Origin of the sequence: Streptomyces sp. NPDC005574 (assembly GCF_040605435.1) — a bacterium.
GTDB lineage: Bacteria > Actinomycetota > Actinomycetes > Streptomycetales > Streptomycetaceae > Streptomyces.
Window position 1 is genome coordinate 26902 of sequence record NZ_JBEXCW010000067.1, and the last position, 19347, is coordinate 46248.

The following is a 19347-nucleotide window of genomic DNA, read 5'->3' on the forward strand; positions in this document are numbered from 1 at the left end:
CAATGCTGGCGACAGACCTGTGTAAAAAGGAGATCAGGAAGTCCGGACGTACTGCGCAGCCGCCCCAGAACAACTCGACTGCGCAGGATCCCTAGACCGGCTGCGTAACTGGCGTTTGCACCCCGTCCGCAGCTGCGCAATCACTGAGCGACCGCCGTGGTCGGCCCGACCATCTGGGTTCTAGCGATCGTTGCAACACCTCGGCTCAGAGGTGGCGATGGACGTCGAATTTCGTGAGAAGCGAAGGCCCCAGGGCAACAGGCCGTTGCTCCAGGAACGGGAGACATACTTCCTGCTTGTGGATCAAGGAATGAGCTTTGCCGAGGCCGCCAGGGCCGTCGGTATCAGCACCCGCACTGGCGAGCGGTGGCGCAACGGACGAGGGGCTTCGGGTCGGTTCAAGGCAGCACCACCGCTCAATGCGGCACCCGTCGATGTACCGAGTGATCCCTCGCGCTACCTCCGTGAGGCCGACCGCGTCCACATAGCCGACCGGCTACTGGAGAAGGCCACCATCCGGACGATCGCCGCCGAGCTGGGCCGAAGCCCATCGACGATCAGCCGCGAAGTCCGCCGCAACGGCACCGTCCTGGCCGACGGCCGCTGGCACTACCGGCCCTACACCGCCCAGCGCCGCGCTGACGCCCGCCGGCCTCGCCCCAAGATCCGGAAGATCAGCCAGAACCCGGAACTGCACGAGTTCATCCAGTCGCACCTGAGCCTGCGCTGGAGCCCAGAGCAGATCTGCCACGCTCTGCGCAGACGCTTCACTCATCGGCCGGACATGCACGTGAGCCACGAGACCATCTATCAGGCGCTTTACGCCCAAGGCCGCACAGAACTCCGCCGCGAAGTGACTCAAACTCTGCGCACGGGACGTGTCAGACGGCTCCCGCGCCGCCTGGCCGATCGACGGCGCTTCCGGGCAGTCAAGGACAAAGTCATGATCAGCCAACGGCCGCTGGAGGCAGCCGACCGGGCCGTCCCGGGGCACTGGGAAGGCGACTTGATCTTCGGCCGCAAGAAGCACTCCGCGATCGCCACCCTGGTCGACCGCAGCACCCGCTACCTGATGCTGGTCCACCTGCCCGACGGCTACAACTCCGCAGCCGTGCGCGACGCCCTCATCGCCACCGTCAACACCCTGCCACCTGACCTGAAACGGTCACTGACCTGGGATCAGGGCACTGAGATGGCTGCTCATCGCGGCTTCAGCATGGCCACCAACGTCCCGGTCTACTTCTGTGACCCCGGCAGCCCGTGGCAGCGCGGCTCGAATGAAAACACCAACGGCCTGCTCCGCCAGTACTTTCCCAAGGGCACCGACCTGTCCGTCCACACTCGCGAACACCTGACCGCGGTCGCCGCCGAACTGAACAGCAGGCCCCGCAAGACGCTCGGCTGGGAAACACCGACCGAGCGCCTGTCTACACTGCTCAAGGCCCAACAGAGCCGGTAGTCGGCCTTCCGTCGACACACGGCAGAACCGCGGCAGGGGGAGCGGTGAGAGTACCTGCGGAGCTGGTCGGCACCCGTGTCACACGCACAGCTTTCGACCACCAGGTCCGGATCAGCTTCACCGATCACGCCCCAGACGGCCGCATCCGTGTCGAGGGCGAGCTCGTCATCGAGACATCGTTCACCCTCACGGACTCCTCGGGCCACCAGGCCCAACTGACGCCAGCCTCTGGACCGTCCTTGGCACCGGTACTCGGCCTGTTCGCCAAGTGCGTCACCGAAACCGAGGTCACCGGGCAAGGCACCTTGTCCCTCGGCTTCGACGACGGCACGCGGCTCAGCATCGAGCCAGACCCCGACTACGAGTCGTGGAACCTCACCGGTTCAGGAATCGATCCCACCCTGGTTGGCCCAGGCGGCGAAACCGACTGGCAACACTGATCATCGCCGCAACCGACACCGTTGCGGCACTCACCCTGTTGCAACGACCGCTGGAATCCGCCCCATGAGCCCGACCACGGCAGCTCAAGGCTCCGTTGGCGGATCGTAACCGATGGTCGGGGCTCGTGGCCGTCAGCCTGGTCGGGGGTGCCGGGTGAGCTGACGGAATGGATCTCGCTCACGTCACCGCACACAGTGGCCGCGATCACCTCGCTCCCGCACGTCCGCTCCAGGGCGTCGGCGGACGCGCGGAACTGGCGCGCGAGGAAGCACGATGAGCCGCTTTGGAGCGGAAATCCGCCGTGGGGCGATGGCGGCAGACCAGTTCACCCAGATTGCCAACGGCCTGTTCCGTGACCCCAGGCTGTCCTTCAAGGCGAAGGGAATCTTCGGGCTCATCAGCACCCACCGCGCCGGCTGGCACGTGACGGTCACCAACCTCGTGCGCGCCGGACCCGACGGACGCGACGGCGTACGCGCCGGCCTGAGCGAACTGCAGCAACGCGGCTACCTCATCCGCGAACAACTGAGGTGCAGCGACGGGACGCTCGGCGAGATCGTGTACTCGATCACCGATCGCCCCGCCCCCGCCGACCTTGCCGCGGCGGCCGTCTCTGCGCCGGCAGGTCAAGCGGCGCCCGGTTTTGGGGCGGGGATCCGCCGTGGAGTGATGGCGGCAGACCAGTTCACCCAGATCGCCAACGGCCTGTTTCGCGATCCCAGGCTGTCCTTCAAGGCGAAGGGAATCTTCGGGCTCATTAGCACGCACCGCGCCGGCTGGCGGATGAGCGTCACAGATCTGGCGCGCCGCAGCCGTGACGGCGAGACGGCCGTCAAAAGCGGCCTCAAGGAGCTGGAGAAGCACGGCTTCCTACTCCGGGAACGCGAGCGCCGCCCCGACGGCACCCTCGGTGTGGTCGCGTACTTCATCACCGATCTGCCCAGCCTGCAAACCAGCAGGTCCGAGCCGATGTCGGGTTTTCTACCTGTGGACAATCCGACATCGGTCAACCGCCCCACTAAGAACAACAGCCGAAAGAAGACGAACAAGCAGAACACCAGCACCGTCCCTCCGCGTGACCGCAGCGGCGCCGCGCGCACACCTGAACGGGTGGATCAGCCGGAGATACCGGCGGCGTTCCCGGCGGATGACATGCATCCAGGAATCCAATTGCTGCTCGAGATCGGAGCGAGCCGTCCAGAACTGCTACTGACCGGGAAGGCGCTGACCGATCAGGGCCGCGTGGCCACGATGATGCTGGAGGCCGGCTGGAGCCCGGTGCAACTGCGTCACATCATCGCCGACAGGCCATTGCCGCAGCCGGTGCACTCAACGGTCGGTGCGATCATCGCCGCCCGCCTGCGGGCTGCCAGGGCCTATCCACCGCCCGCCACGCTGGACGGCCGTCACCACCACCGCGGCGGCGACGTGATGGAAGACGAGCCACAGGGGCAGCGGTCGCCCACGCCGTCTGCCGCACGCACGGTGACCGAGGCCCTGACCTACCGGGCGCTCGTCGAATGCGCCGGCTGCGGCGTTCCCACAACCGCCCTGGGCGAAGACCTCTGCCCGGCCTGCCTCGGGTGGCCGCTGTGCCGAACCTGCCCCGGCCCCACCCCCCGCCGCGCCCACCCCGACGGCGACGGCCGTTGCACCACCTGCGCCACTACATCGATCAACCCGCTGAAAGGAATCACGGTATGACCATCCCTGCATCATCGGCGGCCCAAATCCCTCAGTGGCTGCACCCCTTCCGCCGGCAGCCGCACAGGTGGGAGAGGAAGCGCTCCCGTGCGGTGCGCGGCGGGCATGTCTGCTGCGGCCCGGCCTGTGCGGCCGGCTGCGAGCCCGTCCTGATCCGTGAACGCACCGCATGGGGGTGGATCGACTGGAGCATCCCGGCAGACGGCAGCCTGCCCCAACAGCCGTCCCGGATGGCCGTGTTCACCCCGTACGCGACTCGCTCGCAGCGCCTGGCCCTGCACTGGCTAGCCCGGCGTCCCACGCACCGGTACCGCATCGCCGCAGTGACGGTTCGACCGACCACAGCTGTCATCACGGCCCTCACCCTGGTGGCGGCCACCCTCGCGTACCTGCACGGCATCCCCCTGAGCATTGTGGTGCCGGCGGCCGCTTTGGTCCCGCTGGTCGTGGAAGATTTGCCGGCACACTTCGATGCCCGCGCTCGCGCTCACGCCCGGATCGTCGAGGCAGAAGCCGCCTGCCGCTACCTGCAGCGCCTCGCCGCTGTGCACGCCGACCTCGTCCAGGCGGCCACCGTGAGCGATGCGTGGGAGGGGCGGCGCGCCGTCGAGGTCGGCCACAGTCTGCTGTTCGACGCAGCTGACCTGCTCCAGTGCCACGACACGCGCATCGCCTCCAGCGCGCTCATCGCACGAGAGCGGCTGATGCTGCACCTCGCCGCCCACATCGGGCAGATCACCGCGTCAGCAGCCGCCGCATCCTTCGGCCAGGACGGACGGCTCGACCAGCAGCCGCCACCCGGCCACCACCTGCCCAAGCCTCGCCGCCCAGCTCAACTTTCCACCGACCACACGAGCCCCCACTCGCCGAAGGAGGAACAGTTCATGCCCCATCCGCAGGACAATCCTGAACAAGCCCGCGCCGTGTATCTGCTGTTCGCGCACGAGGCCTACTACACGGCCGCCTCCCAGGAGATCAACACAACGCTCGTAGCCGCGGCCTCCCTGCTGCACCCCCGTGTCCGCCAGCCCGACGGCGCGCGCATCTATCAACGCCTCACCCGCGGCCGACGCCAGTGTGAGATCGTGCCGCTGTCCACACTCACCCATGAACTGGACGGCGGTATACGCTGGCCGGAGGTCGGCGACTGGGAGGCGGTCACAGCCGACCTGCTCCAGCTCATCCAGGACCGTGCCTGCGATGCCCTCAGCCTTCGCCTGCCGGACCTCGCCCGCGCCCTGGTGTGTTCCGGCCCGCACACCCGGGTGCGCATTTACGACCCGGTGTCCGGGCGGTACCAGACGTACGGGCCCGCCGACCGCATCGAGGTTCTGATCGAGGTCGGCAGGCAACTGGCCACGGCAGAAGCGGGGCAGGCTCTGTGGCCGGGCGACGGCCTGCTGCCTTCCCCCAACCCCACCATGTAGTGCTCGGCTATGAAACGCTATAGACCGCTCATCCCGAGCCGTGCGGATCCCCACCCGGACGTCAGCATCTGCCGTGTCGCGGTCGGGGAGCACGCCATTCGCCTATGGCAGCGGGGTCGGTGGGACCATCCCACGGGTGCGGGGAGCAGAGGTCGTATTGCTCGGTCAGGCGCATGGCGCAGGGACCATCCCCACGGGTGCGGGGAGCAGATGTCGTCGCTGATGCCGCTCTCGGCGCCGAAGGGACCATCCCCGCGGGTGCGGGGAGCAGTGGTTCCGCAGTGGCGGTGTGCCGCCGGGCCGGGGACCATCCCCGCGGGTGCGGGGAGCAGACTGTCTGACCTGCAGGTTTATATCCTCGCGTGCAGGTTTTTATGCACTTTCGGGAATTCCGGCAAGTGGGGCATATGGGACTTCATTCTTAGGTGAGTGGTAGTAAACGGGTCACCATACGGCTTGGGTGTGCCTGCCTGGAGTTGTATGGCCAGATCTGCTGCAGATCGAGTCTGTTTCTTTGATTCAGCCTGCTGGGGGCTGGTTTGCGTGTAGGCATTCTGCATGAAGAGTGGGGGAGCGTCCCTCTCTGGCTTGCTGTCGCGGCTTGGGGCTGCAGCGCGGTCGGTGTGGGCAAAGCATGATCGTGATGCAGACGGTTGGCTGCCGCTGTGGCGGCATATGGAGGACAGTGCCGCTGTTGCCGGCCTTCTGTGGGACGAGTGGCTGCCTTTTGGCGTGCGGTGGTTGATCGCTGAGGCGTTGCCTGGCGGTGAGGCGGACGGGCGCAGGCTTGTGGTGTGGCTTGCGGGGGTGCATGACATCGGTAAGGCGACACCGGCGTTCGCCTGTCAGATTGATCAACTTGCTGATGTCATGCGGGAGAAGGGGTTGGAGATGCGGTCTCGTCAGGCAATGGGACCGGATCGTCGGCTTGCGCCGCATGGGCTGGCAGGTCAGGTGTTGCTGGGGGAGTGGTTGGAGGAGCGGCAGGGGTGGGCGGCCAAGCAGACGGGGCAGTTCACCGTGGCGGTGGGCGGGCATCATGGGGTGCCGCCGGAGAGCGGTCAGGTCAAGGCCCTGTGGGGGCATGAGGAGTTGCTGCGTACTCCCGGCCGCAGTGGTGGGGTGTGGCGTCAGGTTCAGACGGAACTGCTCGATGCGTGTGCGGAGTGTTTTGGCGTAGAGGATCGGCTTGCGGCGTGGCGGGCGGTGAAGCTGCCGCAGCCGGTACAGGTGTTGCTGACCGCGTTGGTCATCGTCTCCGACTGGATCGCCAGCAATCCCGACCTTTTCCCGTACTTCCCCGATGCCGCCTCTCATGGCAGTGAGAAGCGGCTGGCCGCGGCCTGGCGTGGGCTGGATCTCCCGGGGGCGTGGCGGGCGGCAGAGCCTGTCGGCGATGCACAGGAGTTGTTCCTGTCGCGATTCGGGTTCAAGCAGGGGGCGAAGGTCCGTCCGGTTCAGGAGGGGGCGCTGGTGCTGGCCCGGGAGATGGATGCGCCCGGGTTGATGGTCATCGAGGCTCCGATGGGGGAGGGCAAGACGGAGGCGGCGCTTGCGGTGGCTGAAGTCTTCGCGACGCGTTCGGGCGCGGGCGGGGTGTTCTTCGCGCTGCCGACGATGGCGACGGGAAACGCCATGTTCCCGCGCTTGCTGGAGTGGTTGAAGCGGCTTCCGGATGACGGCAGGCGCCAGCACTCTGTGCATCTTGCTCATTCCAAGGCGGCTCTTAATGAGGACTTCATCGGGTTGCTGGCCCGTGGCGGGCGGGTGGCGGCAGTCGACGTTGATGCCCCGGTGTCTACGCCGCGGCGGCTTGGGGAACCGGCCTGTTCTGCAGGCGCCGAGCTGGTGGCGCACACGTGGCTGCGGGGCCGTAAAAAGGCGATGCTGGCATCCTTCGTGGCAGGCACCGTCGATCAGCTGCTGTTCGCCGGTCTGAAGAGCAGGCACCTGGCTCTTCGTCACCTGGCAGTGGCGGGCAAGGTCGTTGTGATCGACGAGGCGCACGCCTACGACACCTACATGAGCGTCTACCTGGACCGTGTGCTGGCCTGGCTGGGCGCCTACCGGGTTCCTGTGATCGTGCTCTCTGCGACGTTGCCTGCCCCGCGCCGGCGTCAGCTGGTCGAGGCGTACGCGGGGGTGTCCGGTATACAGGCCGACAGTGCTCCGGCGGACGGGGTGTATCCGTTGCTCACCGCCGTCGTGCCAGGTGGCCGGCCCATGGTGCGCCATCCAGCTGCGTCGGCCCGGAGGACGGACGTCCAGGTTGAGCGCCTCCAGGACGGTCTGGGTGTGTTGGCCGACCGGCTGGAAACGGAGCTGGCGGACGGCGGGTGTGTGCTCGTCGTGCGCAACACGGTCAAGCGCGTGCTGGAGACGGCCCGCGTGCTGCGCGAGAGGTTCGGCGACGACGCCATCACGGTGGCGCATTCGTGTTTCGTGGACGTTGACCGGGCGGCCAAGGACCGTGATCTGTTGGAGCGCTTCGGTCCGCCGGGCAAGACCACGCGGCGGCCTGGGGGCCGGCACATCGTGGTGGCCAGCCAGGTGGCCGAGCAGTCCTTGGACGTGGACTTCGACCTTCTGGTCAGCGATCTGTGTCCTGTGGACCTGCTGTTGCAGAGGATGGGCCGCCTGCACCGCCATCAGCGCGGTGAATGCCAGAGCGAGCGGCCCGCGCGGCTGCGGGTGGCACGCTGCCTGCTCACCGGCGCCGACTGGGAGTTGGACATACCCGCGCCGGTGAGGGGGTCAGTCGCGGTGTACGGGGCGCATGCGCTGCTGCGGTCGGCTGCGGTGCTGCTGCCCCACCTCGACGGCGGGCCGCAGCGCCCGGTGCGCTTGCCCGCCGACATCAGCCCTCTCGTCCAGGACGCCTACGCCGATGCCCCGGTCGGGCCGCAGCACTGGGCCTCGGCACTGGAGGAGGCAAAGGTGCGGTTCGAGCGGCACCGATCCGATCAGGCTGAGCGGGCGGCCGTGTTCCGCCTGGGCGAAGTGGGCCGCGCGGGACGGCCGTTGTTCGGCTGGGTGGCGGCCGGCGTCGGCGACGCCGACGACACGCGCACCGGTAGGGCCCAGGTCCGCGACAGCCGGGAGAGCCTGGAGGTCGTCGTCGTACAGCGGCATGCCGACGGCACCCTCACCACGCTCCCGTGGCTGGAAGCCGACAGGCAGGGCCGCCGGCGCCGGGGATTGGAGCTGCCGCGCGATCAGGCGCCCACCTCGTTCGCGGCCCGTGCGGCGGCAAGTTGCGGGCTCCGGCTGCCGCTTCAGTTCTCCTACGCCGAAACCCTCGACAAGGCCATCGCGGAACTGGAGCAGCTATACGTCCCCGCCTGGCAGGGCAAGGACAGCCCGTGGCTGGCTGACCAGCTGATTCTCGCGCTCGATGAGGACTGTCAGACCCTCCTGGCAGGCTATGCGCTCCACTACAGCCCTTCCGACGGCCTGGAGGTGATCCGTGACGGAGTCGACCGATGACCGCACGGCCCATATCCCGTTATTCGACCTGACCGCGCGGCCGTGGATCGGGGTCCTGCACAGTGACGGTACGCAGGAGGAACTGTCGCTTCGGCAGGTCTTCACACAGGCCGCAAAAGTGCGGCGCCTTGCGGGAGAGGTGGCCACCCAGGAATTCGCCCTGCTGCGTCTGCTGCTGGCCGTCGCGCACGACGCCCTCGACGGTCCCTCTGATATCGAGACCTGGGGTGAACTGTGGGCCGACCCGGAGTGCTTCGCGCCGGTCGGCACATACCTGGACCGGCATCGAGAGCGCTTCGACCTCTTGAACCCGAGCGCCCCCTTCTTCCAGACCGCGGGGCTGCGCACGGCGAAGGACGAGGTGTTTTCGCTCAATCGGATCGTGGCCGACGTGCCCAACGGGGAACCCTTCTTCACCGCCCGGATGCCCCCCGTCGAAAAGCTCACCTTCGCCGAAGCGGCCCGCTGGGTCGTCCACACCCACGCCTACGACACCTCCGGCATCAAGTCCGGCATGGTAGGCGACGACCGGGTCAAAGGCGGCAAGGTGTACCCGCTCGGCACGGGGTGGGCGGGCGGACTCGGCGGGGTTTTCGCGGAAGGCAACACCCTGCGCGAAACGCTGCTGCTGAACCTGGTGGCGGCCGACACCGACGCTCTGGAATTCACTGCGCACGACCATCCCGCCTGGCGGCGCGAACCGTGCCTTCCCGGCGGTAGCGAACGTATGCCGACCGGGCTGCGCGACCTGTATACGTGGCAGTCGCGCCGGCTGCGCCTGCACCATGATGCCGAGGGCGTTACCGGCGTCGTCCTCGGCTACGGCGATCCGCTCACGGCGCGCAACATGCACCGCCGGGAGCCGATGACCGCGTGGCGGCGCAGTACGTTCCAGGAGAAGAAGTTGCGGCAGCCGCTGATCTATCTGCCCAGGGATCACGACCCGGCACGCGCCGCCTGGCGGGGTGTTGCTGCACTGGTCGCCGACCGGTCGGAGGCCGCCCAGGGCGCGGAGGCCGCCCCGTATCTGCGGCCGGGCATCCTGGAGTGGATGGCACGGCTGGTCACCGAGGGGGAACTGCCGCGGAACTTCCTGGTCAGGGCCCGTGTCGTCGGCGCGAAGTACGGGACTCAGCAGTCCGTGATCGACGAGGTCATCGACGACCGTCTCATCATGCCGCTCGTACTGCTGCACCGTCAGGACCGTACATGTGCCCAGCAGGCGATCGGCGCGGCCGAGGACGCCGATCAGGCGGTGTGGGCGCTCGGAGATCTGGCCACCGACCTGGCCCGCGCGGCCGGCTCGGAGGGGCAGCAGCGGCGATCGGCAGCGCGTGACCTCGGCTTCGCTGCGCTGGAGGACCCCTATCGTGCCTGGCTCGCAACCCTCACAGACGCCGGGGAGGCGTTCGAGCGGCGACGTTTGTGGCAGCGCGAGGTGCACGGCCTGATCAGCCGCCTCGGTGATCGCCTCATCCAGAACGCCGGGAACGCGGCCTGGCAGGGCAGGACCGTCTCCCTGGCCAAAGGCGGCACGCAGTGGCTCAACACCGGGCTGGCCGACCGGTTCTTCCGCAGCCGCCTGGCCAAGGCGCTGTCAGAACCGTCCACAACCAGCCCACGACAGGATCCGCCGCAGTGATCCGGCACGTCCTCTCGGCGCGCCTCCAGCCAGCCCAACCCCGGCACTTTTTACGACCGACCTGAAGGTGCTCGCATGACGACCGCAACAGCCCCGCCGACCGGCCGCTCACGGCTTGCCGAGCTCGCCGCAGCACAAATCAACAAGTGGCAGGAGGGCTACCTGCGCGACAGCCCCAAGGACATAGCCGCCCTCGCCCGCCTGCGCCGCGGCGCAGGCCGAGACGCCGGCGACCTGCCCGACCTGTGGACACTGGTCGACACCACGCCGCTGCACGCACACCGGGAGGGCGGGCGCTCACTCGGCGAGGAGGAACTCGTACGGGCGGAGAACGCCCTGCACGCAGCTCTCACCCTCTGGGCGCTACACCAGCAGTCCCGCAGCACCCGCATGCACCGCCTCCACACCCGCAGCCGGCCAGCAGGACTGGGCGCAGCCGTCCGCCGCCTGATGCCACCCGACGGCATCGATGAGCCCGTCCGCAAGCGACTGGTCCGCGCCGGCACCGCACCCGACCTGACCGCACTGTCGCAGCGGCTGCGAGACCTCGTTGTCCTGCTGCGCCGCGCGGACGTCCCGCTCGACTACGGCCTGCTCGCCGGACAGCTCTACACCTGGCAGTGGCCCGGCGGATCCGACACCGTGCGCCGCGAGTGGGGCCGCTCCTTCCACGCCTGGCAGGAACCGGCCGCCCTTGGCCACAGCCCGGCCGACGACACCCTCAACATCTCAGACAGCGACAAGGACGCCTCGTGACCCGCATTTTCCTGGACGTGCACGCCCTGCAGACCGTCCCACCCAGCAACCTCAACCGTGACGACACCGGCGCGCCGAAAACGGCCGTGTACGGGGGCGTGCCGCGGGCCCGGGTCTCCAGTCAGGCATGGAAACGGGCGACCCGCACCTACTTCGCTGACGAACACCTCCTGGAGCCGAGCGAGCTCGGCGTGCGGACCAAGAAGATCGTGGAAGTGCTCGCCGAGCAGATCGCCTCGCTCGATGAATCACTGCGCGAGGAGGAGGCGCTCACACTCGCCGACGAGACAGTGAAGGCGACGGGACTGAAGACGGAGGTGCCCAAGCGGAAGGCCGACGCCGCCAAGGAGTCCGGCGCCACCCCGGCACCAGAGGCGAAATACCTGGTCTTCCTCTCCGCCCGCCAGATCGAGGGCCTGGCCCGCCTCGCCATCGACGGCGCTGGTGACATCACGGCCTTCTTCAAAGTGAAGGCGAACAAGGATAAGGCCAAGGAGATCGCGGACAGCCGCCACTCCGTCGATGTCGCCCTCTTCGGCCGGATGGTCGCCGACGCCGCCGACTTCAATGTCGACGCCGCAGTCCAGGTGGCCCACGCCATCAGCGTGCACCGGGTCGAAATCGAGTCCGACTACTACACGGCCGTCGACGACAAAAACACCGAGGAGGAGACAGGCGCCGGAATGATCGGCACCATCGACTTCAACTCCGCCACCCTCTACCGCTACGCCGCTCTCGGCGTCCACCAGCTCGCCGCCAACCTGGGCCAGGGCCTGCGTGACGACGAGCCGCGCACCAACCCCGTGCGGCGCGCAGTCGAGGCGTTCATCCACGGCTTCGCCGCCTCCCTGCCCACCGGAAAGATCAACACCTTCGGGCACCACACCCTGCCCGACGCGATCGTCGTCAAGCTGCGCACCACCCGCCCGATCAGCTTCGTCGCCGCCTTCGAAGAACCCGTCCGCGGCGACCAGGGAGGCCACGTCCGGGAAGCCTCCGACCGCCTCGCCGCCTACGTCCCCGACATCGAACGCGCCTACGGCGACGAACAATCCACGCTCACATGGGTGCTGCGCGTCGGCCCCAACACCCTCAAGCTGGCCGGCCTCGGCACCGAAGCCGACACCCTGAACAGCCTGGTGGCAGCCGTCGGCAGCGCCATCGCCGAACGGCTGGAGCAGCCCGCATGAGCAGCGTGCTCGTCCTGCGGCTGGCAGGCCCCCTGCAGTCCTGGGGGGCCTCATCCCGTTTCACCCGCCGCACCACCGAGTCTGCACCCACCAAGAGCGGCGTCATCGGCCTCCTTGCTGCCGCAGCCGGAATACAACGCGACGACGACGCGAGACTGTCCTCGCTGGCTGACCTGCGGTTCGGCGTTCGCATCGACCAACCGGGCACCCGCATCCGGGACTTCCACACCGCCCACCACGCTGTCACCGGTAAATCCATGCCGCTGACCGAACGCTTCTACCTCGCCGACGCCATCTTCGTCGCCGCCGTGGAAGGTGAACACACACTGCTCGCCGCCCTGCACACCGCACTCAGGACACCGGTATACCCGCCGTTCCTCGGCCGCCGATCCTGCCCACCAGCCCAACCCCTCGAGCTCGGCCTCAGCGAAAACACCCAACTGGAAGACGTCCTTCGAGCAGTGCCCTGGCAGGCGTCCGCCTGGTACCGCAGACAACCCCGCCACCAAAAGCACCAAACGCTGACCGTGCTACGAGAAGCAACCGCCAACGAACACGGCACCGCCGACACCCTGCGCGACCAACCCATCAGCTTCGCCGCCGCACACCGCCGCCACGCCCTGCGCACCATCGTGACCAGCACCGTGCCCCTGCCCGCAGCTATGGCCGGCGCCCCACGACACGACCCGTTCGATGCTCTGGAGGATGAGAGCAGCTGATGTTCCTCTCCCGCTTCCGCGTGAACACCGCACGCCCCGGCGCCAGGCGACTGCTGTCCTCGCCTCAGACCATGCACGCGGCCGTCATGTCCTCATTCCCCGGCCTGCTGCCCACCGACATCCCCACACCCAACTCGCCGCGAGTGCTATGGCGCCTGGACCACCAGGCCCGCGCCGAGGTGCTGCTGTACATCGTCAGCCCCGACCGCCCAGACCTCACCCACCTGGTCGAGCAAGCCGGCTGGCCGGCAGCAGCCGAACCGCAGACGCCCGGCTGGCAGACCCGACCCTACGCCCCCTTCCTCGACAAGCTCTCCACCGGCGACCGCTGGACCTTCCGACTGACCGCCAACCCGGTCCACACCATCCGCCGCACCCCCAACGAGCCCCGCAAAATCACCGCCCACCTCACCCCCATCCACCAAATGGCATGGCTGCTCGAGCGCCAGGAACGCAACGGCTTCCGCATCCTGGAGAAGCCCGACGACAAACGCCTCCTGCCCAGCGGCACCACAAACCAAGGCAAACAAGAACACCACGGCGACCGCTACGAGTTGACCGTCCGCGACCACACCAACCGCACCTTCGACAAGAGGTCCACAGACACCGCCAACAAAAGCAAACCCGTCACCCTCGTCGCCGTCACCTTCGACGGCCAGCTCGAAGTCACCGACCCCGAAACCCTGCGCCGCACCCTCACCCAGGGCATCGGCCGAGCCAAAGCCTACGGCTGCGGCCTGATCACCCTGGCACCCGCACCCCCCACCACACCCTCACAGCAGACGCCATGACCACGATCTCCCACCACGCCGCACTCACCCCGCGACAACTCACCCGAACCGCAGAGCGCACCTCCTTCATCTACCTGGAGCGGTGCACCGTCCACCGCGACGCCAACGCCATCACCGCACAAGACGCCGAAGGCACCACTCACATCCCCTCGGCCACCATCGGGACCCTCCTCCTGGGCCCCGGCACCCGCATCACCCACCAAGCGATGAGCGTGTTGGGAGAAACCGGCGCAGCCGTCTGCTGGGTCGGAGAACGCGGCGTGCGCTACTACGCCGCCGGCCGCGCCCTCACCCGCTCCTCAGCCCTCATGGAAGCCCAGGCCCGGCAATGGGCCAACACCCGCAGCCGACTCGCCGTAGCCCGCGCGATGTACCGACTGCGCTTCCCCGACGAAGACCCCGCCGGCCTGACCCGCCACGAACTCCTGGGCCGGGAAGGACGCCGCGTCAAAGACTGCTACCGCGCCCAGGCCGCCCGCACCGGCATCACCTGGCACGGCCGTCAGTACATTCCCGGCAACTTCACCGCCGCAGATCCTGTCAACCAGGGCATCACCGCCGCAGCCCAGTGCATGTACGGCATCGCCCACGCCGTCGTCACCTCACTGGGCATCAGCCCGGCTCTCGGCTTCGTCCATTCCGGACACGAACTGTCCTTCGTCCTCGACATCGCCGACCTCTACAAAACCGAGATCGGAATTCCCCTCGCATTCGACGTCGCCGCGCAGGAAGAAGAGGACGTCGGCCCTCGCACCCGCCGCGCTCTGCGCGACCGAATCAACGAAACCTCCCTACTGGAGCGATGCGTCGACGACATCAAGAGTCTGCTGCTGCCAGCAGACACCAACTCCGCTGACCTCGGCGGAGACCGGAATGTAGTCACCCTCCACAGTGACGGCGGCCGGGAAGTTCCCTCAGGCCACAACTACGACGGCGCTGGCGACTACGAACAGGTGGCCTGGTGACCGTCATCGTCCTCACCAATTGCCCAGCAGGACTCCGCGGCTTCCTCACCCGCTGGCTGCTGGAAATCTCCGCAGGTGTCTTCGTAGGCAACCCCTCTGCCCGCATCCGCGACGCGCTCTGGCACGAGGTCCAGCAATACGCAGGCCAAGGACGCGCCCTGCTCGCCCACACCACGAACAATGAACAGGGTTTCACGTTCCGCACCCACGACCACGCATGGCACCCCATCGACTATGACGGCGCCACGCTCATCCACAGGCCGGCCACGAAACGTCCGTCGCAAGAGGCAAGCCAACAGCGAACGGCTCCTGCTGGATGGAGCAAGGCTGCTAAACGCCGACGCTTCGGAAGAACGTAAAAGCATGTTTGTGACATGTGGGTGAATTGTCCGCTTCGGAGAAAGTGCTCCAGGATCCGTGATCCCCCGGGTAAAAGACCAGGTCAATCAGTCTGCTCCCCGCGCCCGCGGGGATGGTCCCAGGCCGTGGAACTGGGCGTCCCGGGGGTCGTCCCTGCTCCCCGCGCCCGTGGGGATCGTCCCAGCGGGTCGGAGTCGACCGGCGGGTAGTAGTCCTGCTCCCCGCGCCCGCGGGGATGGTCCCGTCGAGATGGCGCCTGCCGAGTCGAGCAGCGATTGCTCCCCGCGCCGCGGGGATGGTCCCCAGTTCCAGCTGACGAACGTCGGCAACGAGCAGGTGTGAGAAAGGGACCCCGCGCGGGCGGGGCGCCCGGGGTCAGCGCTCGGGCTTGGGGGGCCGCTGCATCAGGGTTGCCGCAGCCTCGTCGAGTGTGACCTTGGCGTGCAGCAGGGCAGAGATCACTTCCGTGATCGGCATTTCGACGTCGTGGGCGCGGGCCAGGGCGAGGATCGCTTCGGCGGACTTGACGCCTTCGGTGGTCTGCCGGGTGGCGGCCGTCGCGTCTACGATGCTCAGCCCTTTGCCGAGGTGGGTGCCGAAGGTGCGGTTGCGGGAGAGCGGGGAGGAGCAGGTGGCAACGAGGTCGCCCAGGCCGGCCAGTCCGGCGAGGGTGGCCGGGTGGGCGCCTATGGCCACTGCCAGGCGGGTGGTCTCGGCCAGTCCGCGGGTGATGAGCATGGCCTGCGCGTTGTGGCCCAGGCCCATGCCGGAGGCGATGCCGATTGCGAGGGCGATGACGTTCTTCACTGCGCCGCCTAGTTCGCAGCCGGTCACGTCGGTGGACGTGTAGGGGCGGAAGTAGCCGGTGTGGCAGGCCTGTTGGAAGCGGTGGGCGGCGTCCTCGTCGGCGCAGGCGACGGTGGCCGCAGCGGGCTGGCCTTCCATTGAAAATGGTTACTGATGATCTCGGCGTCATGTCGCCGGACGGTCGACGAGGTTCCCACCTCGGAGGCTCCGTCGTGGCATGACATCACGCCCGGAATCTCAGTAGCCGACCGGCGGCCGCCTCTTCAACCGTAGTCCTCGCCGCTGACCGCCGGCGGTGCAGCGACCGGGGGCCAGCCATTGGCCGGGCAGAATTGCTGCTCCTGAGATCAGCTGGTCAGTGTCGCCGTTCTGGTGACCGGCAGACGGATCAACGGCGGGCCGTGGCCCGGTCGCTGTGGGAAGGAAGACAGCGCCGGGGCATCGGTCACCACTACCCTGGGTAGCGCGCGCAATGGGGCGCTAAATCGGGGGGATTCATGGCCGCGGTAGTGCTGGTACACGGGATCTGGAACCGACAGCGGGGGCTGTCGGCCACGGCGGCTGCCGCGGAGCTGGCCGCTGAGGGGCGCAAGCGGCTGCGGTACGGTCTGGTAGGTGCCGGGCTCGGTCACATTCCCCTGCCGACAGTGGCGATGGCGTACTACGCTGACTTGCTGGCCGATGAGCAGCCGCAAGAGCCGCAGTCCGGTGATGGCGGGTTGGAAGACCTGACGCCGGACCAGTTGGCCGAGGCATGGCAGTGGCTGGTCGCGGCCGGAGTGCCGCAGGAGCCGGAGGCCCAGGCTGGATGGCTCGCTCCAGTGCGCCAGGGACTGGGCTGGCTGGTGCGCCACCGGTCCGCACCCAGCCTGACGGCACGGGCACAACGGCAGCTCACTGAGCGCCTCGGCCGGCTGGTCGTGGCAGTGCTTCAGGACACCGACGCCTACCTGTCGCGTCCCCAGCGGCGACAAGCCGTTCGTGACGTCGTGGCCCGCGCGGTGTCCGACACCCGTCCGCAGGTGCTGGTGGCGCACTCCTTGGGGACTGTCGTCGCGTATGAGGCTCTGCACGCCTATCCGGAACTGCGCCTCGATCTCTTCGTCACGGTGGGTTCACCGCTCGGCCTGCCGGCCCTCCTGCGCAAATTGGAGCCCGAGCCCTGCGGCCTGCGCGGCACGCGGCCTCCTGGTGTGGCGCACTGGATCAACATCGCCGACGCGGGGGATCTGGTAGCCGTCCCGCCCGAATTGGGGGGCGCTTTTCCCGTCAACGCGCATGCGAGCACCGAGATCGGCTTGTTCGACCTCCACACCTTGGGCGGGTATCTCGCCAACGGGGTGACGGCGGCCGCCATCGCTCCCTACCTGGTGTGAGGAAGCGGGTGTCGGTGGTGGTTCAGTCGCTGGTCATGGGCGCCGGCGGGTTCCCGCCGCGCGCTGTGTCCGAGGAGGAGCGCGCCGCGGGTCGGGCGCCCTTCGCACCGCTGCCGAGCGTCGCCGGTGCCGTCCGGGAGGTTGCTCAGGCGCTGGGACGGGCGGGGGTGTCGGCCAGTCCTCCGCTGCTGGACCCTGATCGTGACGAGGTGCTGACCGCCTGGAAGCAGGCGCAGACCACGGCAGGGGAGCAACCCTTGATCGTGCACTTCAGCGGACACGGTGTGCCGGGCGCGGCAGGCGGCCTGTATCTGGTGGTTCGCGGCACCGAGCCGGCGGCCGAGCGGGTACGGGCCACGGCCGTGGAGGTGGACGCCATGCTCCGGGATGTGGAGGACGGCGCCGGCGGCCCGGTGCTGTTCCTGCTGGACGTGTGCGGTGGTGGGCGGGCGCTGGCCTCGCAACTCGCCCACCAGATCGCGGGACGGGACCGGCGCACATGGGTCATTGCGGCATGTGCGGCCGACGAGAGCACTCACGGGGCCCGCTTCAGCCAGGCCACCGCCAGAGTGCTGAACCGGTTGGCCAGAGGCTGGATGGACATCTCACCCGCGCTCGCGTACGTGCCGGTGGACGCCCTCGCCGCGGAGATCGACCGCGAACTCGCGCGCGGCGACGGCCAGCAGGCGGTGTTGGACCAGACCGTCGTTCGGACGCCGTACGAGGAAGCGGTGCTGGCGCCGCCTCCGTTCTTCGCCAACCCCTCCCACGCGGGCGACGCGGTCAGCAACTTCATGGCCAGGACCGACGCCGCGCTGCGCCAATTCGCGGTGGAGAGCGATCCGGGCCTGGATCTCATGCACTTCGCCCTGCGCGCCGCCGGCACCCGGCACGCCGAGGCCAGTCTCTTCAGCGGACGCCGTCCGCAACTCAAGCGGCTCGCGGAATGGCTGGACTTGGGCGATGAAGAGGGTTCCCGTAACCGGCTGCGGGTGGTCACGGGAGGGCCCGGATCCGGCAAGTCCGCGATCCTGGGTGTCGCCGTGTGCGTCACCCGTGCCGCTGCAGAGCCGTGTCCTCAGCCGTGTGCGCGGCTTCCGGCCCCGTCCGCGGGCTGCCGTGCTCGCCGTTCACGCCCGTCAGCTCACTACCCGGCAGATCGCCGACTCACTCCTGCGTCAGCTGGCCGAACAGCCATCGCCCGGCGGTGGCGCCGCGTACGTCGACGCCGCGCGGGACGACTACTCGGCCTCGATCCGGATGCCCGATCATCCGGAGGGGGCCGTACCGACCGGTGATGTGTTTGCACGGCTGCGGCGGGCGGGGCCGGTCGTCGTCGTGCTCGACGCCCTTGACGAGGCCGAGGACCCCGCAGCGGTCCTGCGGGACCTGCTCCTGCCCCTGTCGGGCACGGGACCGACCGACCCGGTTCCCGGCTGCCGGGTCCTGATCGGTACCCGACCGTGGTGGGATGCCTTTCCGGACCTGCGTAACGTGACCGAGAACCGGCCGGACATGCTGGAGGATCTCGACACCCAAAGTCCTGGGGAACTCGCCCAGGACCTTGCCGAATACCTTGGCGACCTGCTCTACCCGCACTACGCGCAGACCACGGCCGATGCCATCGCCGACCGGCTCGCCCGTACGTCCGAACACGGCGCCTTCCTCGTGGCTGCGCTCTACGCAGACCATCTGCTGACCCAAGCGGCCACCGGACGCCCGGTACCCGACGAGAGCATCGTGTCCGAGATGCCGACGACCATCACGCAGATGTTCGACCTTCACGCCACCTCTCTGACCCGCAAGAACCCATGGGTCGGGCCGGTGCTGGACGTACTGGGTAGAGCGCGAGGGCAGGGCATTCCTCTGGAGATCCTCCACACGGTCGCCCTTGCCCACGCCGCCGAGTTCGGCAACCGCCCCTTGCCGCCCACCCTGGAGGACACACGTGAGGCGCTTACCCACGCCTACTTCTACCTGCGTACGGCCACCGCGGCAGACCCCGAGCAGCGCACCCTGTACCGCTACTTCCACCAGGCACTGACCGACCACACCGCGCGAAGGGCCGATCCCGCCTGTCAGCGGTCGCGCAATTCCCCACGATCACCATGATCAGCGTCACGTAATTCGGCTCTGTCGCTGATCTTGTGATCGGGGCTGTTGTCGGTGGTGCCTGCGATCGTGTCCCTGGTGTACTTCGCGAAGTTTCGAGGCGCTTCTGCCT

15 protein-coding genes and 1 pseudogene are annotated in these 19347 nt (G+C 68.3%); 15 read left to right on the forward strand and 1 reads right to left on the reverse strand.

What is annotated here, in order from left to right:
- Positions 1-217: 217 nt before the first annotated feature.
- The 12 genes from ABZT03_RS31215 to cas2e all read left to right on the forward strand — a co-directional run bounded on the left by ABZT03_RS31215 (position 218) and on the right by cas2e (position 14939).
- Positions 218-1459, forward strand: coding sequence for an IS30 family transposase (locus ABZT03_RS31215; protein WP_356045614.1), 1242 nt, complete (start codon positions 218-220; stop codon positions 1457-1459).
- Positions 1460-1503: 44 nt separating this feature from the next.
- Complete coding sequence (locus ABZT03_RS31220) at positions 1504-1899, forward strand: DUF6188 family protein (RefSeq protein ID WP_356045616.1); 396 nt, start codon at positions 1504-1506, stop codon at positions 1897-1899.
- A gap of 274 nt (positions 1900-2173) precedes the next feature.
- Positions 2174-3604 carry a hypothetical protein gene (locus ABZT03_RS31225; RefSeq protein WP_356045618.1) on the forward strand — a complete coding sequence of 477 codons (1431 nt, stop codon included), beginning with the start codon at positions 2174-2176 and terminating at the stop codon, positions 3602-3604.
- Positions 3601-5031 (forward strand): hypothetical protein, encoded by a 1431-nt coding sequence (locus ABZT03_RS31230; RefSeq protein ID WP_356045620.1) that lies wholly within the window; start codon positions 3601-3603, stop codon positions 5029-5031. The genes ABZT03_RS31225 and ABZT03_RS31230 overlap by 4 nt, the downstream gene beginning before the upstream one ends.
- Positions 5032-5706: 675 nt before the next feature.
- Entirely contained in the window at positions 5707-8517 is a 2811-nt protein-coding gene (gene cas3, locus ABZT03_RS31235; RefSeq protein ID WP_356045623.1) for a CRISPR-associated helicase Cas3', read from the forward strand.
- Complete coding sequence (gene casA, locus ABZT03_RS31240; RefSeq protein ID WP_356045625.1) at positions 8498-10159, forward strand: type I-E CRISPR-associated protein Cse1/CasA; 1662 nt, start codon at positions 8498-8500, stop codon at positions 10157-10159. The genes cas3 and casA overlap by 20 nt, the downstream gene beginning before the upstream one ends.
- Before the next feature lie 75 nt (positions 10160-10234).
- On the forward strand, positions 10235-10915 hold the full coding sequence (gene casB, locus ABZT03_RS31245) for a type I-E CRISPR-associated protein Cse2/CasB (protein WP_356045627.1): 681 nt from the start codon (positions 10235-10237) through the stop codon (positions 10913-10915).
- Complete coding sequence (gene cas7e, locus ABZT03_RS31250; protein ID WP_356045629.1) at positions 10912-12105, forward strand: type I-E CRISPR-associated protein Cas7/Cse4/CasC; 1194 nt, start codon at positions 10912-10914, stop codon at positions 12103-12105. The genes casB and cas7e overlap by 4 nt, the downstream gene beginning before the upstream one ends.
- Complete coding sequence (cas5e, locus tag ABZT03_RS31255) at positions 12102-12824, forward strand: type I-E CRISPR-associated protein Cas5/CasD (RefSeq protein ID WP_356045631.1); 723 nt, start codon at positions 12102-12104, stop codon at positions 12822-12824. The genes cas7e and cas5e overlap by 4 nt, the downstream gene beginning before the upstream one ends.
- A complete protein-coding gene (cas6e, locus tag ABZT03_RS31260; RefSeq protein WP_356045633.1) occupies positions 12824-13615 on the forward strand; it encodes a type I-E CRISPR-associated protein Cas6/Cse3/CasE in 792 nt (263 codons plus the stop codon). The genes cas5e and cas6e overlap by 1 nt, the downstream gene beginning before the upstream one ends.
- Positions 13612-14580, forward strand: a complete 969-nt coding sequence (gene cas1e / locus ABZT03_RS31265) for a type I-E CRISPR-associated endonuclease Cas1e (RefSeq protein WP_356045635.1) — start codon at positions 13612-13614, stop codon at positions 14578-14580. The genes cas6e and cas1e overlap by 4 nt, the downstream gene beginning before the upstream one ends.
- Positions 14577-14939 (forward strand): type I-E CRISPR-associated endoribonuclease Cas2e, encoded by a 363-nt coding sequence (gene cas2e, locus ABZT03_RS31270; RefSeq protein ID WP_356045636.1) that lies wholly within the window; start codon positions 14577-14579, stop codon positions 14937-14939. The genes cas1e and cas2e overlap by 4 nt, the downstream gene beginning before the upstream one ends.
- A 376-nt stretch (positions 14940-15315) precedes the next feature.
- Here the strand turns inward: cas2e and ABZT03_RS31275 are convergent.
- Positions 15316-15876, reverse strand: a pseudogene (locus ABZT03_RS31275) (NAD(P)H-dependent glycerol-3-phosphate dehydrogenase); the annotation flags it as partial.
- A 368-nt stretch (positions 15877-16244) separates the two neighbouring features.
- Between ABZT03_RS31275 and ABZT03_RS31280 the strand changes: the two are divergent.
- From ABZT03_RS31280 to ABZT03_RS31290, 3 genes are read left to right on the forward strand one after another with little or no spacing between them, the layout of a single operon-like run.
- Positions 16245-17123 carry a hypothetical protein gene (locus tag ABZT03_RS31280; RefSeq protein WP_356045637.1) on the forward strand — a complete coding sequence of 293 codons (879 nt, stop codon included), beginning with the start codon at positions 16245-16247 and terminating at the stop codon, positions 17121-17123.
- 14 nt (positions 17124-17137) lie between these two features.
- Positions 17138-18421 (forward strand): hypothetical protein, encoded by a 1284-nt coding sequence (locus ABZT03_RS31285; RefSeq protein ID WP_356045638.1) that lies wholly within the window; start codon positions 17138-17140, stop codon positions 18419-18421.
- Entirely contained in the window at positions 18384-19235 is an 852-nt protein-coding gene (locus ABZT03_RS31290; protein ID WP_356045640.1) for a hypothetical protein, read from the forward strand. The genes ABZT03_RS31285 and ABZT03_RS31290 overlap by 38 nt, the downstream gene beginning before the upstream one ends.
- Positions 19236-19347: the final 112 nt, after the last annotated feature.

Excerpts from the sequence above, each read along its gene's own strand:
- casB (WP_356045627.1), top strand. The coding sequence starts at position 10,235 with ATGACGACCGCAACAGCCCCGCCGACCGGCCGCTCACGGCTTGCCGAG.
- ABZT03_RS31280 (WP_356045637.1), top strand. The coding sequence starts at position 16,245 with ATGGCCGCGGTAGTGCTGGTACACGGGATCTGGAACCGACAGCGGGGG.
- cas1e (WP_356045635.1), top strand. The coding sequence starts at position 13,612 with ATGACCACGATCTCCCACCACGCCGCACTCACCCCGCGACAACTCACC.
- ABZT03_RS31215 (WP_356045614.1), top strand. The coding sequence starts at position 218 with ATGGACGTCGAATTTCGTGAGAAGCGAAGGCCCCAGGGCAACAGGCCG.
- ABZT03_RS31230 (WP_356045620.1), top strand. The coding sequence starts at position 3,601 with ATGACCATCCCTGCATCATCGGCGGCCCAAATCCCTCAGTGGCTGCAC.
- cas5e (WP_356045631.1), top strand. The coding sequence starts at position 12,102 with ATGAGCAGCGTGCTCGTCCTGCGGCTGGCAGGCCCCCTGCAGTCCTGG.
- ABZT03_RS31225 (WP_356045618.1), top strand. The coding sequence starts at position 2,174 with ATGAGCCGCTTTGGAGCGGAAATCCGCCGTGGGGCGATGGCGGCAGAC.
- cas3 (WP_356045623.1), top strand. The coding sequence starts at position 5,707 with ATGGAGGACAGTGCCGCTGTTGCCGGCCTTCTGTGGGACGAGTGGCTG.
- ABZT03_RS31290 (WP_356045640.1), top strand. The coding sequence starts at position 18,384 with ATGCCCGATCATCCGGAGGGGGCCGTACCGACCGGTGATGTGTTTGCA.
- cas6e (WP_356045633.1), top strand. The coding sequence starts at position 12,824 with ATGTTCCTCTCCCGCTTCCGCGTGAACACCGCACGCCCCGGCGCCAGG.